We start from the raw sequence: 14,223 nt of genomic DNA on the forward strand, positions 1-14,223 counted from the left end.
GCGGACGGGCCGTCCGGTACCCCGGTATGCAGTGCTCCGGGCAGGTCCCCGAGGGCCCGGGGCACCGGTCACGGCTGTGGTCGCATCCGCCCGGCGGCGCGTGACGTCCTCGCCTACGCTCGCAGTGCGGGGGCGCACTCAGTCGGTATCCAGGAACTGTCACTAGCGTCGCGTCGTCCCATGTCCAGGAAGGCGGCTCGGTGCGCGAGGCGATCAGGGAGCACACGGCCCGGCGCGGGCTGCTCTGGGCCTCCTTCCTGGCCGTGCACGCGTGGAACGCGCTGGTGGGCATCGCGATGCTCGCCCGGGCCTTCGGTGACCTGGAGCTGTACCGCTACTGGATGTGGCTGGGAGTCGACCACGGCTGGTGGCCGGTGCTCGACACCACCTCCGTCTACCCGGCCGGGGCCGTCCTGCCCCAGCTGGTCGCTGCCGTCGGGGGGCTGCAGTCCGGCGTCGGCTACGCGGTCGCGTGGTGCCTCATGGTCACCGCGCTGGACGCCGCCGCACTCCTCGTGCTGCTGCGTCGCCCGCACGGCATGGCCGGCGCGTGGTGGTGGACGGCGTTCCTGCTGCTGCTCGGGCCGGTGGGGATGGGTCGCCTGGACGCCGTCGTCGTGCCGATCATGCTCGCGGCGCTGCTGTGGGCCCTGGACCGCCCCGCCGTCGCGGCGGTCCTGCTCACCGCCGGGGCGTGGATCAAGGTCGCGCCGGGCGCCCTGCTCTGGCCGCTCTTCGCCGTGGCGCGCCGGCCGTGGCGCGAGGTGCTCGCCCCGGCGGTCGGCCTCAGCGCGCTCGTGGTGGGCACGGTCATGGTCGTCGGGGACGGACGCCACATCCTGTCCTTCCTCACCGACCAGGGCGGTCGCGGGATGCAGCTCGAGGCCGTCGGGGCGACGCCCTGGCTGCTCGCGTCCGTGGCCACCCCGGCCATCACCAGGGTGGACAACCGGGCGCTCAACGACTGGGAGCTGCACGGGTGGGGGACCCAGGCCGCGACCGTCGCGCTCGGCGGGCTCTTCGCGGTGGGCATGGTCCTGGTCGCCGGGCTCGTGTGGTGGCGACGCGAACGAAGGGGCGACTGCTGGTCGTCGGACCGGGCGGGAGCCGCCGAGCTGGTGGTCCGCGGCGCGCTGCTGGTGACCGTGGCCATGATCGTCCTCGACAAGGTCGGTTCCCCGCAGTACATGACGTGGCTCGCCCCTCCGGTGGTGGCCGCGCTCGGCCTCGGCCTGCCGGGCTGGCGGCGGACGGCCCGCTGGGTGCTGGTGGTCGCCGGGGTGACGCAGGCGGTGTTCCCGTGGCTCTACCCGGGCATCACCGCGGGGCTGGGGATTCCCGCGACCGTGCTTGCGGCGCGCAACGTGATCCTGGTCGTGCTCCTCGCGTGGACGGCCCGGGCGATCGTGACCGGCGCCGCGGTCGCGGACCACGTGCACCGGCGGACGGACCCCTCGTCGTCGGGCACCGACGGGCATGGCGCGCCCGTGCGGGCGCCGCTCACGAAGCGTGCCTAGGCTCGATCCATGACCTCCGATGCTGCCGCGTTGCGCTCCGTCGCCGCGATCACCTGGGTGCCGCTCGTCGCGGTCGGCGTCCTGGTCGCCGCCGCGGGTGGTCTGCTGCTCGCCGCGCCCGAGGCGACGGTGACACTCCTCACCGTCGCGGTCGCGCTGTGGTTGCTCATCACCGGGCTGGGCCGGATCGCGCTCGGCATGGCGGTGGCGAGCTGGTCGGGCCCGCGCCGCGGGGTCACTGTGCTGACCGGCGTGGTGCTGGCGGTGGCGGGCGTGGCCGCGTTGCTGAACATCTCCGGGTCCACCGACGTGCTCGGCTGGGCGATCGGGATCGGGCTCCTGCTGGGCGCCGCCGGGGATGTCGCGGTGCTGGTCTCCGGTCGCGCTCGCCGCAGCCGGACCACTCTTGTCGTGCTCGCCGTCGCGCAGCTCGCGCTCGGGGTGGTCTTCCTGCTGGAGCCCGGGGTCGGCCTGGTGGGGATCGCCGTGGCGCTCGGCGGGACGCTGGTCGCGGTGGGCGTCGTCGGCGTGGTCGCGGGCGTGGTGGTGCGCAGGCGGGTGAACAGGTTCGTCGACCGGTGGGCGGCCGGGAGCGCCGGGCCGGACCAGGACCAGCAGGGCCCCGAGGTGATCGAGGGCACGGTCCTGTAGGGATCGCCGGCGCGCGCTCCGCTCCGATCGCGGGCCGCGCAGCGCGTGCCCCGCCGGGTGGCGTAGCGTCGCGGTCATGCCTGCTCTGAACGACGGAACGACCATCCCGGACATCGGTTTCGGCACCTACCCGTTGCGTGGCGAGGAGGGTACCGACGCGATCCTCAGCGCCCTGGACGTCGGCTACCGGTTGATCGACAGCGCCGTGAACTACCGCAACGAGGACGCCGTCGGCCGTGCGGTGGCCCGCACCGGGGTGCCGCGCGACGAGATCGTGGTCACGACCAAGATCCCGGGCCGGGACCACGGATACGACGAGACGCTCGCCTCCTTCGAGCGCTCCGCGGCCGCGCTCGGGCTCGACACGATCGACCTCTACCTCATCCACTGGCCGAACCCGAGCGTCGACAGGTTCGTCGACACGTTCCGGGCGATGGTGCGGTTGAAGGAGGAGGGCCGGGTCCGCTCGATCGGCGTCTCCAACTTCACGCCCGAGTTCCTCACCCGGGTCGCCGACGCCACGGGCGTGATGCCCGCCGTGAACCAGGTGGAGCTGCACCCGTTCTTCCCGCAGGTCGAGCTGCGCGCGTTCCACGCCGAGCACGACATCGTGACCGAGTCGTGGAGCCCGCTGGGCAAGGGTGCACCGGTCAAGGAGTCGGCACCGGTGGTGGCCGCCGCTGAAGCGCACGGGGTGACCCCGGCGCGGGTGATCCTGCGCTGGCACCAGCAGATCGGTGCGGTCCCCATCCCGAAGTCCGGCAACCCCGCGCGCCAGCGCGAGAACCTCGACCTCGGGGGCTTCACGCTCGCGGACGACGAGGTCGAGGCGATCACGGCACTCGGCCGACCGGACGGGCGGCTGTTCGGAGCGGACCCGAACACCCACGAGGAGATGTAGCGGCCGGTGGCTCCGCGGCACGACCGCCGCTAGGCCACCACGCCCGCGTCCCGGTGGCGGAACGCCAGCATCCCCACGGCCGTGAGCCCCCCTGCGACCCCGAGGAGCACCAGCACGGGCGTGAGCTCGAACGCGTCGGCCGGGATCGCCGGGACGTGCGTGAACGGGGAGAGGTTGAGCACGGCCTGCGGCAGCTCGAGCAGCGCCCCGAGCTGGCCCACCACGAGGCTGCCCGCGAGGGCGCTCCACGCGAGCGCACCCGCCCAGCGGGGGATCAGCCCGAAGGTGGCCACCACGAAGCCGCCCAGCGCGAGCGCGGCGGCCGCGTTCGCCAGGGCCGCTGCGACCAGCCCCCCGACCCCGACCGCCCAGCGACCTGTCATCGCGCCGTAGACCACGCCACCGGCCAGGCCCGAGAGCGCGAGGATGACCGCCGTGCCCCCGAAGGCGATCGTCACGTGCCGGGTCATCCAGGCGTAGCGGTCGACCGCGGTGGCGAGCACGGGCTCCAGCCGGCCGGTGGTCTCCTCGGCACGCATCCTCAGCAGCACCTGGACGGTGTACCCGGCGGCCGCGATGCCGATGATCGCCATGGTCAGCGTGAAGTACAGGTCGACCACGGTGCCCTGCGGTGCGAGTCGCCCGAGGATCTCGGCGAGCTGGTCGTTCTCGGCCACGAGGTCCTCGGCGCTGTCGGCGACCGAGGCGAACACGGCGGTGAGCGCCACGAGGCCGCCGAGCCAGGTGAGCAGCGTGCCGCGCTGGAGCCGCCAGGCCAGCCCGAGGTCGGTGCCCAGCCCGGGTGCGGCGTGCGCCGGCCCTGGGCGGGGGGTGACCATGCCGGCGCCGACGTCGCGGTGGTCGGCCAGCACGTAGGCGACCGAGGCCAGCACCAGCGTCAGGCCGCCGAAGAGCCCGGCGATCCACCAGTTGTCCTCCTGGAACGGGCGCAGCTGCTGTCCCCACCCGATGGGTGACAGCCAGGACGGCCAGGCGCTGATCACCTGCACCCCGCTGTCCGCGACGTGTCCGAGCAGGTCGCCGACCGCGCGCAGCAGGAACGCCACGCCCAGGGCCGCGCCGACGGCCGCGTTGGCCGCGCGGGCCGTCCCGAAGACCTGGGACGCCACGGCCGCGACCCCCGCGAACACCCAGCCGAGGCCGGCCACGGAGAGCCCGGCCGCGAGCGCGCCGGTCGTCCCCAGGTCGCTCGCGACCAGGGCGGCGGCGACGGCGAGCCCCAGCACGACGTTCGCCCCCAGGGTGATGAGCAGCGCGGCCGACAACCGCGCGTGCCGGCCGACCACGGCCGAGCCGATGAGCTCCGCGCGGCCGGTCTCCTCGTCCTGGCGCGTGTGGCGCACGACGGCCTGGCCGCTCATCAGGGCGGTGAGGATCGCGAGCACCTGGTAGGACTCGACCATCGACATCGCGCCGAGGTCGGTACCCGCGGCGGGGCCGTCCATGAGCCGCGCGATCGGGTTCCCAGCGGCGTACGTCGCGGTGGCCAGGCGCTGCGCGGCGTCGCTCATCATCGCGGTGTAGCTCTCCACGGTGGCCCAGGCGATGCCGCTGATCGCGACGATCCACGTGGGCAGCAGGATCCGGTCCCGGCGCAGGGCGAGGCGGAGGAGCCGGGCCGTCCGCGTGAGCGTGGTCATGGCTCCTCCGACCCGGCGCGGGAGTGTGCTGCGACGAGGGCGTCGTGCTCGTGCGCGGCGGTCAGCTCCTGGCCGTAGTGCCGCAGGAAGAGCTCCTCGAGGGTGGGTGGCGAGCACGTGAGGCTGAGGACCCCGCGCGGGCCCAGGCGCTCGATGACGGCGCCGAGCCGGTCGGTGTCGACCTCGAGCTGGGCCGACCGCGCGTCCTGGGTCGACACGACCGTGACACCGGGCAGCGCCGCGAGGTCCGTGATCGGGTGCTGGGCCGTGACCTGCACCGACGTGCGGGTCAGGTGTCGTAGCTCGGCGAGCGTGCCGGACTCCACGACCCGGCCCTCGCGGATGATCGAGATCCGGTCGCACAGCGCCTCGGCCTCCGCGAGGATGTGGCTGGACAGCAGGACGGTCGCGCCGGCGTCGCGCATGTGGCGCACGACGTCCTGGAAGATCGTCTCCATGAGCGGGTCCAGGCCGCTCGTGGGCTCGTCGAGCAGGAACAGCTCGACGTCGGCCGCCAGCCCGGCGACCATCGCGACCTTCTGCCGGTTGCCCTTGGAGTAGGTCCCGCACTTCTTCGTGGGGTCGAGCTGGAAGCGTTCGACGAGCTCGTCCCGGCGCCGCCGGTCCGAGCGGCCGCGCAGCTCGCCGAGCAGGTCGATGGCCTCGCCCCCGGTGAGGGTGGGCCACAGGTGCACGTCGCCGGGGACGTAGGCGAGGCGGCGGTGCAGGGCCACGGCGTCGTGCCACGGGTCACCGCCGAGCAGCGTGGCCTCGCCGGCGTCCTTGCGCAGCAGGCCGAGCAGTACGCGGATGGTGGTGGACTTGCCGGCTCCGTTGGGCCCGAGGAAGCCGTGGACCTCACCGCGCGCGACCGTGAGGTCGACGCCGTCGAGGGCTCGCGTGCGCCCGAAGGTCTTGACCAGTCCTCGGGTGCGGATGACGTCGTCCATCTCGACCTCGCTCAAGTGACAGTCGCTGTCAAAAGCGAGTATCAGCGGGTTGATAGTAACTGTCAAGAGAAAGCCGCTGCCAGTGTCGTACCCTGGGGGGTGTGACAGACCTGGGGCAGGAGATCGGCCTGCGGCACCGCAAGCGCGCGGCCGCCATGGCGCGCATCCAGGACGTGGCGCTGGACCTGTTCGACGAGCATGGCTACGAGCGCGTGACGGTCGAGCAGATCGCGGACGCCTCGGACGTCTCACCGAGCAGCGTCTACCGCTACTTCGGGTCCAAGGAGCAGATCGTCCTGCTGGGTGAGTTCGAGTTCGACACCTCCGCGGCGCGCCTCGAGGACGACGCCGACGGCTCACCCCTCGACGTGACGCGCCGGATGCTGCGCGCGGTGATGGACCACCTCGTCGGGGACGAGGAGCGCACCCGTCGGCAGATGCGGCACGTCATGTCCGACCCCGCGCTCGAGGCCGCGCTGGCCCGGCAGGTCTACGCCGCCTCGGAGACCCTCGGGGAGGTGTTCGCCGAACGCCTGTCCCGGTCCGCGAACGACCTCGAGGTCCAGGTGCTCGCGCACGTCGTCGTGGGCGCGCTGCTCGGTGGGCTGCACCACTGGCAGGGCACCGCGTTCGCCGAGCCGCTGCGCGACGTCCTGGACCGGTGCCTGGACCTGCTCGAGCGCGGTCTGCAGATCGACGGCGCGGTCAGCCGCGCCGCGTCGCCCTGATCAGGTGAGCCCCGGGTTCCGCACCCAGCCGGCGACGCCCCGGTGATCACGCCGCGGACAACACCTGCAGCGCCCGGAGCGTCACCCACCGGCTTGGCTCGCCCTTGGTCTCGATCGGCACGACGAACCGGTCGTTGAACGTGCTCGCCAGGCTCCATCGGCCGTCCGCGTCCGCCGCGTCGGCGACGAGGTCCAGCGCCTCGACCATGCGTTCGTCGCGGTACCCGAGCGACGTGAGGATCCCCAGGACCTCGAGCACATCGGTCTGGTACATCAGCGGGAAGCCGAACCGCCGCCAGCCGGGCTTGGCGACCTTCGTCAGGTCGTGGCTGCGCTTGTGGACGTGGTGGCGCAACATGAACTCCGCGCCGTCCGCCAGGCTCTGCGCCACCGCGGGGGAACGCCGGTCCGGAGGGATCGCAGCGAGCGCCTTGAGCGCCTTGACCACGCCCATGTGGCAGGTGTGCCGGCCCCAGCAGATCTCATAGGGCTGATAGGGCCAACCCGTGGGGGCCTCGTCGTCGCCGTCGTCGAAGCGCTGGTACGTGGTGATCCAGTCGAGCGCACGCCGCACGCGCGGGTCGTCCGCCATGCCGAGCCGGATGAGGCTCCAGACCATGTTCCCGGTCAGGCACGGGATGACCTGGCGGTGCAGGCCACCGCCGGCGCGCTTGTCGCGGGCCATCGAGAAGGCGCCGGACTCGCGGTCCTGCGAGTCGCGCAGGATCGCCTCACAGGCTGCGCGCACCCGGGGCTCGGCCCCGTCGGCCACGAGCTCCGCGAGGATGACCAGCTGCCAGACCGTCCCCCGGTACTTGTCGGTGTAGAAGCGGTCGCGTGCCTGCCAGTGCCCGTCGTCCAGCTGCGCGGCGAGGATGCGCGGCACCGTGCCCTCGGTCATGATCGCGGCCCGTGCCGCCTCGACCTCGGGGGTCTCGGGCGGCATGCCGAGCAGGCTCGTCAGCGTGAGATACCGCACCGAAGCGTCGTCGCCGTCGAGCAGCCACGCGACGGTGCGCCGGTCGAGCTGCGCGGTCCGGCCGCCCATGCGACCACGCTACGCCGGCGCGCGAGCTGCTGGAGCCGGCCCGGCAGTCAGGCCTCTCGCCCGTAGCCGAAGACGTGCAGGCTGACGACGTCGATCTCGCGGCGCGGGTCGCCGAAGAACGAGCCGAGGCGGGTCAGGACGCGCGTGTAGGGGTGCTCGCGCGCCACGCCTGCCTCGTTCCAGTTGGCGTTGGGCACGATGAGGAACAGGTGTTGGGCGTCGCTGGCGATGTGGGTCTTCCACAGGTCCTTGAGGTCGTGGTTGTTCGTCGTGGTCCCGCCGCGCTCGACCTCGGCGATGATCCCGCGGCCGGGCCCGAGGCTGTAGACGAAGTCGGGCCTGGCGTGCGTGACGAACCCGTCCTGCGGCGTGAGCACGACCTCGTCGCGGAACCCGAGCTGTTCGCGCAGGAGGTCGGCAACGATCGACTGCACGGCGCTGGACTGGGCCCGGTGGACGTGGACCACGTCGATGCGCGCGGCCTGGGACACCAGGTGGTCGGCCAGCTCCTCGGCGAGGGCGTCGACCAGCTCGAGCTCGGCGACCCCTGCTGCATCCAGCCCGCTGCGCACGAAGCGCGCGTGCCGGACGTCCATGGCCGCGAGCTTCGCAGCTGCATCATGGGGAAGCTAGGGCCGAACAGGGCATCGTGATCGAGCGTGACGCGCCGCCGTCCGCGGCCCGGACCGGCGGGCGGCCGAGGGCTCCGCGACGAACGATGACGCGGGACACCCATGAACGATGTCCCGCGTCATCAGAGCGGAGGATGGGGGATTCGAACCCCCGAGGGCTGTTAACCCAACACGCTTTCCAAGTGGCCTGGAGGGGGTGCAGGCGGACCTGCGCGGGTACGTCAGTGCAGGTCATGCCCAGTGCAGCATCCGGCGGGGACGTCCCGAGATCGGCCTGTACCCAGAGAAACTGCTACCAGAACTGCTACCGACCTGGGGGCCGGAGTGGGCAGTGGCGACGGCCCCACATCGCCACGGCGCACCGACCTGTGAGGCGGACGTCTACGGTCCGGGGAATGCCTGCCTGAGCTTCTGCAGCGCCGCGTCCGCGTCCACGCCGGTCGGTGTGTGCGCTGCATCCAGTCGGCCGTAGACGAGGCGGGCGAAGGCCTCCCCGGGAAGCGTGAGGTCATGCGCCTCCGTTCCCGCCGCTTGGGGCGTGAGCACCGCGCTGGTCGGTGTCAGCTCGACGACGAAGGCGCGTGCTGGGTCGGTCGTGAGGACCGCGAAGGTCGCTGTGTCTCCGGTCGGTTGCCCTGTGAACCTGGCCACGAGCTCGAGGTTGTCGACGAGCAGCTCGGCGGCCGACCCGGGGATGGTGGCGGCCGGGTTCTGGACGACCTCGATGTCCCAGGTGTGGAAGGCGTGCTCGTTCAGCCGCATCCCGACGAACTGGGCGAAGTCGAGCGTCATGGGGCCCATGCTTGACGCGAAGGCCGCCCTCTCCTGGGCGGCCACGGCCTCGAGGCGCTCGAGCAGCTCCGCGTCGGCCGCCAGGGCGTCGTCGCGCTGCGCCTCCGGGCCCTTGGCGTTCCAGAGATCCCAGACGCCGGGCGCGAACTCGGCGGGGGTGTCCTGACCGGCGAGGGCGTCCTCGAGCCGGCGCTGGGTGATGACGGCTCCGGACCCCAGGTGTGACAGCACGTCCGAGACCGTCCACTCCGCGGGGTACGCCCGCGTCGTGAGCTGGTGGTCAGGCACGGCTGCGACCACGTCCTTCAGGCGGCGGACCGAGGCCTGGAGCGCGTCGACCTGCGCCTGGCCAACGGTCGCGTCGGGGGTCTGGCCGGGCGTGGCGTCATCGTGGAGCTGCGTCATGCTGCAGACTCTACGACAGGTGGGGAATACTCCCCACTTCTTGTCGGTTGGAGAGGTCATGACGCTGAGAGCAGACGCCGCCCGGAACCGGGAGGCCATCGTCGAGGCCGCCCGCGCGGTGTTCGCCGAGCAGGGCCTCGAGGCCCCGCTGGACGACATCGCCAAGCGGGCCGGCACGGGGAACGCCACCCTGTACCGCCGCTTCCCGACCCGCGCCGACCTCGTGGCTGCCGTGTTCGCCGAGCGGATGGCCGAGCACGTCGACGCGGTCGAGGCGGGCCTCGCGGACGTCGACCCGTGGGACGGTTTCGCGTCCTACATCCGGGCAGTGGGCGCGATGCAGGCCCGCGACCGCGGCATCGCGGACCTGGTCACCATGAACGTCGAGGCACCCGAGATCGAGGAGCTCCGAACCCGCGCGTACGAGGGACTGGTCCGGCTCGTCGCACGAGCCCACGACGCCGGCGTGCTGCGCGCTGACTTCACCGACCAGGACGTCGTACTGCTGCTGATGGCGAACGCCGGGCTGGTGGAGCGGGCGCACGGCATCACGGCCGAGGCCTCCGCCCGCCTGTTGGCCCTCGTCCTCGACGGCTTGCGCGCCGGCGCCGCGACCGCTGGCCCGCCGGCGCCGCCCGCGGGCCGGGTCGTCGCAGCGATGCGGCGCAACGGCGAACGCCGGCTCGGCTGCGGCAGCCGCCCAAAGCCAGGACCGGGATCCGCCCCCACCACCCAGACCCCCCACCACTTCCGCGAAGGACGCTTGACATGACGCTCGAGCTCGGTGTGTACAGCTTCGGCAACACCCCCCGCACCCTGGACGGCGGCTACGGCCCCACAGCCCAGGCCGTCCGCGACGTCCTGGAGGCCGTCAAACTCGCCGAGGAGGTGGGACTCGACTTCTTCGGCATCGGCGAGCACCACACGCCCTCGATGCCGCTGTCCTCCCCGACGTCCATGGTGACCGCGGCTGCGGCGTCGACGGAGCGGATCCGGCTCGGCACGACGGTCACCGTCCTGTCCACGGATGAGCCGCTGCGGGTGTTCCAGCAGCTGGCGACCGCTGCGGCGATCGCGCCGGGTCGCGTGGAGGCTGTCGCCGGTCGCGGTTCCTCGGCGATCACGTTCTCGCTGTTCGACGAGGACGAGGACCGCTACGACGAGCTCTTCTCCAGCAAGTTCGAGCTCCTACTCGCCGCGAACCGCCAGGAGCGGCTGACCTGGAACGGCCCGCACCGCGGCCGCCCGCTGCTTGACGCCGTGATCGTGCCGCGGCCCGAGGTGCCGCTGAAGATCTGGCTCGGCTCCGGCGGCAGTCCCGGGTCGGTCAGCCGTGCCGTCGAGCTCGGCGTGCCGCTGTTCCTCGGCATCCTCGGCGGCACCCCGCAGCACTGGGCGCAGTACGGCCACGCCTACCGCGAGGCGTGGACGCAGGTCGGGCACCCGGCGGACGGAGCGGACATCGCCGTCGCGGTGCACGGCTTCGTCGGAGCTGACAACGCCGCTGCGAAGGCGACCTACCTCGAGCACGAGCTGCGGATGTTCGCGACCGGCGCCGCCGAGGTCGGCCGACCCCCGATGTCCCCTCCCGGGCGCGACCGGCAGATGGAACCCGGCGGCATGGTCTTCGCCGGCAGCGCGGACGAGGTCGCCGACCGGATCCTGCACCTGCACGGCCTGCTCGGCCACACCCGCCAGATCCTGCAGATGGACGTCGGCGGCATGCCGCACGCGACCTACCTCAAGGCGATCGAGCTCCTCGGCACCCAGGTCCTGCCCCAGGTCCGCGCCGAGCTCGGGGCCTGACTCCCACCTACCCGACCGGCCTCGTCGGACGTCGACGCGCGCCACTCATCCAAGAAGGACACCCATGTTCATCGCACTCGTCGTCGTCACGGTGCTGCTCGCCGCGATCTGCCTCAACAGCGCCGTCATGAAGCTGCGCCAGGCCGAGGCCGTCGTCGCCGTGATCCACGGCACGGTCGGCGTCCCGAAGAAGTACCTGCCCGTCCTGGCCGCCCTGGAGATCGCGGGCGCGGTCGGCATCGTCGTCGGCCTGTGGCTCGAGCCCCTCGGCGTGATCGCCGCAGCGGGCCTGGTCGCCTACTTCCTTGGCGCGGTGATCGGCCACCTGCGCGTGCGGGACACCAAGAACCTCGCCATGCCGCTGCCGCCGCTCGTCCTGGCGATCGCCGTCCTCGTCCTGCGGCTCCTCACCGCCTGACCCCTCGGGGCACCCTGCTCAGCCACCACCTCACCAACATCACCATCACCGAAGAGAGAGAACCACCATGAAGGCTTTCGCCATCATCGATCGCGACATCCAGCCCGACGTCCAGGACCTCCCCCAGCCCGAGCCGGGCGCCGGTGAGGTGCTCGTCGAGGTCGAGGCGACCTCGGTCAACGGCTTCGACCTGTCCATCGCGGCCGGATACGTCTGGGACATGCTTCCGCACGAGTTCCCCGTGGTCCTGGGCCGTGACCTGGTCGGCGCCGTCACCGCCGTCGGTGACGGCGTCGAGACCATCGCGGTCGGTGACCGCGTCGCCGGCGTCATCCCCGGCATGGCGCTGGGCGCCCGCACCGGCTCCATCGCCGAGTACGTCGCCCTCGCGGCGACCGCAGTCACCCGGGTCCCGGCCGGTGTGGACGCGCAGCAGGCGGCGGTCATCGGTCTGGCCGGCGTCGCGGCCCACGACGCGGTCGAGGCCCTCGACATCCAGCCCGGGGAGACGGTCCTGGTCTCCGGGGCGACCGGTGGCGTCGGCTCGATCGCCGTCCAGCTCGCGGCGGCCGCCGGCGCGACTGTCATCGCTACCGCCCAGCCGGGCCAGGAAGAGGAGTACGTCCGCAGCCTCGGCGCCGCGCACACCGTCGACTACACCGGCGACGTCTCCGCAGCGGTCAGCGCCATCGCTGCAGACGGCGTTGACAAGGTCGTCCACGCAGCCGGCGACGGGGCAGCCCTTGCCGCCACCCTCCGCGCTGGTGGCATCCTCGCGTCCACCCTGGGCGCGACCGCCGAGGCGGTCGGCCGACAGGACGTGACCGTCGCCCCGATCATGGCCGAGGCCACAGCCGGGAAGCTCGCGGCGCTGCTCGGGCGCGTCGCCACCGGTGACCTGCGGGTCAACGTCTCGACCGCCATCCCGATCGATCGGGCACCGGAGGCCTTCGCCGCCTTCACCGGCGGAAAGCTCGGCAAGGTCCTCATCATCCGCTGAGCCACCGGCGCGGGGGGGGGGGGGGGGGGGGGGGGCGCGCCCCCCCCCCCCCCCCCCCCCCCCCCAGCGCGCCCCCCGAGCACGGCCCAACACCGCCCGGCCCCCCGCGGGGGGGCCCCCCCCCCCCCCCCCCCCGCGCCACCCCTCGCACGCCAAGCCAACCTTCTGGAGCACCCATGAACGTCACCGTCTTCGGCGCGACCGGAGCCATCGGCTCCCTGACCGTCACCGAGCTGCTCGAGCGCGGGCACACCGTCACCGCCTACGCCCGTAACCCCGCGAAGGTCCCGGCGCTGTGGCGGGACCTGGTCCGCCTGGTCGTCGGTGAGATGTCCGCCGCCGACGCGATCGACAGCGCCGTCGCCGGCGCTGACGTCGTGGTCAGCGCGCTCGGCCCGAGCATGGACCGCAGGGCCACCGGCGTGCCGCTGGTCGAGGGCACCGAGCACATCCTGGCCGCGATGCGCCGTCACGGCGTGACGCGCTACATCGGCCAGGCGACCCCAGCCGTGCTGGACCCCCAGGAGAAGCCGACACCGGTGACCCGGCTCATCGGGTTCATGCCCCGCACCTTCATGCCGCGCGCCTACGAGGAGATCCGCGGTATGACCGGGCCGGTGATGCGCTCGGACCTGGACTGGACGATCGTGCGGTTCATCGCCCCCAAGGACACCCCCAAGGGCAACGTCCGCACCGGGTTCTTCGGCACCGACAAGCTCGGCTTCGCCGTCAGCCGCGCCGACATCGCCGCCTTCACCGCCGCCCAGGTCGACGACGCTACCTACGTGCGCCGCGCCCCCGCCATCAGCAACTGACCTCGAGGAAGAACGACAGCCATGACCATCGCCATCATCGGTGCCACCGGACAGCTCGGTGCCCTGACCATCGACGCCCTGCTCGCCCGCGACGTCGCACCCGCCGACATCCTCGCCCTCGGCCGCAACCCCGAGCGCCTGGCCGCCCTCGCCCAGCGCGGCGTCCGCACCGCGGCCCTGGACCTCGACGACATCGAGGGCACCGCAGCAACCCTGAGTGGTGCCGAGAAGCTGCTGCTCATCTCCGTCGGTGCGCCCGGGCAGGCCCTGGCCCCGCGCGGCAACGCCATCGAGGCCGCGCGTCGCGCCGGCGTCGGGCACCTGGTCTACACGTCGGCCCTGCAGGCGCCCACGACCATCCTCGGCCTGGCGGCGGAGCACAAGGCCACCGAGGAGCTCGTGACCGCCTCAGGCCTGCCCGCGACGTTCCTGCGCAACGGCTGGTACACCGACAACCACCAGCAGGACTTCGCCACCGCCCGCGAGCACGGCGTCGTCGCCAACAGCGTCGGTGACGGGCGCCTGGCCACCGCCCCGCGCAAGGACTACGCCGAGGCGGCGGCGGTCGTCCTGACGGCCTCCGGGCACGAGGGCGCCGCCTACGAGCTGTCCGGGGACACCGCCTGGAGCTACGGAGAGTTCGCCGCCACCGCGGAGGACGTGCTCGGCACCCCTGTGCGCTACCAGCCCCTCACCTCCCAGCAGGAGCACGCCCAGCTCATCGGGTTCGGGCTGGACGAGGCCACCGCCGGGTTCCTCGTGGCCCTGAACGCCAACATGCGCGACGGCGCCCTCGCCCCCACAACCGGTGACCTCGCCCGCCTCATCGGCCACCCCACCGAGCCGCTCGCCACGACCCTGCGCCGCTGGGCCTGAACCCGCGCGTCTCACGGCCGAGG

15 protein-coding genes are annotated in these 14,223 nt (G+C 72.8%); 10 read left to right on the forward strand and 5 right to left on the reverse strand.

The window, feature by feature from the left end; genetic code table 11:
* Positions 1 to 200: 200 nt before the first annotated feature.
* From Q6348_RS04135 to Q6348_RS04145, 3 genes are all read left to right on the forward strand, one after another.
* On the forward strand, positions 201 to 1,517 hold the full coding sequence (locus Q6348_RS04135; protein ID WP_304600055.1) for a hypothetical protein: 1,317 nt from the start codon (positions 201 to 203) through the stop codon (positions 1,515 to 1,517).
* A gap of 9 nt (positions 1,518 to 1,526) precedes the next feature.
* On the forward strand, positions 1,527 to 2,168 hold the full coding sequence (locus Q6348_RS04140; protein ID WP_304600056.1) for a DUF308 domain-containing protein: 642 nt from the start codon (positions 1,527 to 1,529) through the stop codon (positions 2,166 to 2,168).
* Positions 2,169 to 2,244: 76 nt separating this feature from the next.
* Positions 2,245 to 3,069, forward strand: coding sequence for an aldo/keto reductase (locus tag Q6348_RS04145; protein ID WP_304600057.1), 825 nt, complete (start codon positions 2,245 to 2,247; stop codon positions 3,067 to 3,069).
* A 29-nt stretch (positions 3,070 to 3,098) separates the two neighbouring features.
* Here Q6348_RS04145 and Q6348_RS04150 read toward each other — a convergent pair whose 3' ends face one another.
* Positions 3,099 to 4,730 (reverse strand): ABC transporter permease, encoded by a 1,632-nt coding sequence (locus Q6348_RS04150; protein WP_304600058.1) that lies wholly within the window; start codon positions 4,728 to 4,730, stop codon positions 3,099 to 3,101.
* Complete coding sequence (locus tag Q6348_RS04155; protein WP_304600059.1) at positions 4,727 to 5,680, reverse strand: ABC transporter ATP-binding protein; 954 nt, start codon at positions 5,678 to 5,680, stop codon at positions 4,727 to 4,729. The genes Q6348_RS04150 and Q6348_RS04155 overlap by 4 nt, the downstream gene beginning before the upstream one ends.
* Before the next feature lie 101 nt (positions 5,681 to 5,781).
* Between Q6348_RS04155 and Q6348_RS04160 the strand changes: the two genes are divergently transcribed.
* A complete protein-coding gene (locus Q6348_RS04160) occupies positions 5,782 to 6,408 on the forward strand; it encodes a TetR/AcrR family transcriptional regulator (protein WP_304600060.1) in 627 nt (208 codons plus the stop codon).
* Between the two features lie 46 nt (positions 6,409 to 6,454).
* Here the strand turns inward: Q6348_RS04160 and Q6348_RS04165 are convergent, their stop codons facing one another.
* The 3 genes from Q6348_RS04165 to Q6348_RS04175 form a co-directional block, all read right to left on the reverse strand.
* Complete coding sequence (locus Q6348_RS04165) at positions 6,455 to 7,456, reverse strand: prenyltransferase/squalene oxidase repeat-containing protein (RefSeq protein ID WP_304600061.1); 1,002 nt, start codon at positions 7,454 to 7,456, stop codon at positions 6,455 to 6,457.
* 47 nt (positions 7,457 to 7,503) lie between these two features.
* Positions 7,504 to 8,052 carry a hypothetical protein gene (locus tag Q6348_RS04170; RefSeq protein ID WP_304600062.1) on the reverse strand — a complete coding sequence of 183 codons (549 nt, stop codon included), beginning with the start codon at positions 8,050 to 8,052 and terminating at the stop codon, positions 7,504 to 7,506.
* 417 nt (positions 8,053 to 8,469) lie between these two features.
* A complete protein-coding gene (locus Q6348_RS04175; protein ID WP_169322606.1) occupies positions 8,470 to 9,285 on the reverse strand; it encodes a maleylpyruvate isomerase N-terminal domain-containing protein in 816 nt (271 codons plus the stop codon).
* A gap of 58 nt (positions 9,286 to 9,343) precedes the next feature.
* Here Q6348_RS04175 and Q6348_RS04180 point away from each other — a divergent pair, with 58 nt between their 5' ends.
* From Q6348_RS04180 to Q6348_RS04205, 6 genes are all read left to right on the forward strand, one after another.
* A complete protein-coding gene (locus Q6348_RS04180) occupies positions 9,344 to 10,057 on the forward strand; it encodes a TetR/AcrR family transcriptional regulator (RefSeq protein WP_169322607.1) in 714 nt (237 codons plus the stop codon).
* A complete protein-coding gene (locus tag Q6348_RS04185; protein WP_169322608.1) occupies positions 10,054 to 11,091 on the forward strand; it encodes an LLM class flavin-dependent oxidoreductase in 1,038 nt (345 codons plus the stop codon). Before Q6348_RS04180 ends, Q6348_RS04185 begins: the two co-directional genes overlap by 4 nt.
* A 64-nt stretch (positions 11,092 to 11,155) precedes the next feature.
* The gene (locus Q6348_RS04190; protein ID WP_169322609.1) at positions 11,156 to 11,509 is read left to right on the forward strand and encodes a DoxX family protein; all 354 of its coding nucleotides are present in this window, start codon (positions 11,156 to 11,158) and stop codon (positions 11,507 to 11,509) included.
* A 67-nt stretch (positions 11,510 to 11,576) separates the two neighbouring features.
* Entirely contained in the window at positions 11,577 to 12,509 is a 933-nt protein-coding gene (locus Q6348_RS04195) for an NADP-dependent oxidoreductase (protein WP_169322610.1), read from the forward strand.
* Between the two features lie 176 nt (positions 12,510 to 12,685).
* Positions 12,686 to 13,324 carry an NAD(P)-dependent oxidoreductase gene (locus tag Q6348_RS04200; protein WP_169322611.1) on the forward strand — a complete coding sequence of 213 codons (639 nt, stop codon included), beginning with the start codon at positions 12,686 to 12,688 and terminating at the stop codon, positions 13,322 to 13,324.
* A 21-nt stretch (positions 13,325 to 13,345) separates the two neighbouring features.
* On the forward strand, positions 13,346 to 14,200 hold the full coding sequence (locus tag Q6348_RS04205; protein WP_169322612.1) for an NAD(P)H-binding protein: 855 nt from the start codon (positions 13,346 to 13,348) through the stop codon (positions 14,198 to 14,200).
* The last annotated feature ends 23 nt before the right edge of the window (positions 14,201 to 14,223 follow it).

The sequence above is a fragment of the Actinotalea lenta genome, from assembly GCF_030586465.1.
Taxonomy (GTDB): Bacteria; Actinomycetota; Actinomycetes; order Actinomycetales; family Cellulomonadaceae; genus Actinotalea; species Actinotalea lenta.

What these genes read in the sequence shown, in the direction of transcription:
- Q6348_RS04190 (WP_169322609.1), top strand. Translation starts at nt 11,156, where the DNA reads ATGTTCATCGCACTCGTCGTCGTCACGGTGCTGCTCGCCGCGATCTGC.
- Q6348_RS04185 (WP_169322608.1), top strand. Translation starts at nt 10,054, where the DNA reads ATGACGCTCGAGCTCGGTGTGTACAGCTTCGGCAACACCCCCCGCACC.
- Q6348_RS04200 (WP_169322611.1), top strand. Translation starts at nt 12,686, where the DNA reads ATGAACGTCACCGTCTTCGGCGCGACCGGAGCCATCGGCTCCCTGACC.
- Q6348_RS04165 (WP_304600061.1), bottom strand. Translation starts at nt 7,456, where the DNA reads ATGGGCGGCCGGACCGCGCAGCTCGACCGGCGCACCGTCGCGTGGCTG.
- Q6348_RS04145 (WP_304600057.1), top strand. Translation starts at nt 2,245, where the DNA reads ATGCCTGCTCTGAACGACGGAACGACCATCCCGGACATCGGTTTCGGC.
- Q6348_RS04205 (WP_169322612.1), top strand. Translation starts at nt 13,346, where the DNA reads ATGACCATCGCCATCATCGGTGCCACCGGACAGCTCGGTGCCCTGACC.
- Q6348_RS04180 (WP_169322607.1), top strand. Translation starts at nt 9,344, where the DNA reads ATGACGCTGAGAGCAGACGCCGCCCGGAACCGGGAGGCCATCGTCGAG.
- Q6348_RS04175 (WP_169322606.1), bottom strand. Translation starts at nt 9,285, where the DNA reads ATGACGCAGCTCCACGATGACGCCACGCCCGGCCAGACCCCCGACGCG.
- Q6348_RS04140 (WP_304600056.1), top strand. Translation starts at nt 1,527, where the DNA reads ATGACCTCCGATGCTGCCGCGTTGCGCTCCGTCGCCGCGATCACCTGG.
- Q6348_RS04150 (WP_304600058.1), bottom strand. Translation starts at nt 4,730, where the DNA reads ATGACCACGCTCACGCGGACGGCCCGGCTCCTCCGCCTCGCCCTGCGC.
- Q6348_RS04195 (WP_169322610.1), top strand. Translation starts at nt 11,577, where the DNA reads ATGAAGGCTTTCGCCATCATCGATCGCGACATCCAGCCCGACGTCCAG.
- Q6348_RS04170 (WP_304600062.1), bottom strand. Translation starts at nt 8,052, where the DNA reads ATGGACGTCCGGCACGCGCGCTTCGTGCGCAGCGGGCTGGATGCAGCA.
- Q6348_RS04155 (WP_304600059.1), bottom strand. Translation starts at nt 5,680, where the DNA reads ATGGACGACGTCATCCGCACCCGAGGACTGGTCAAGACCTTCGGGCGC.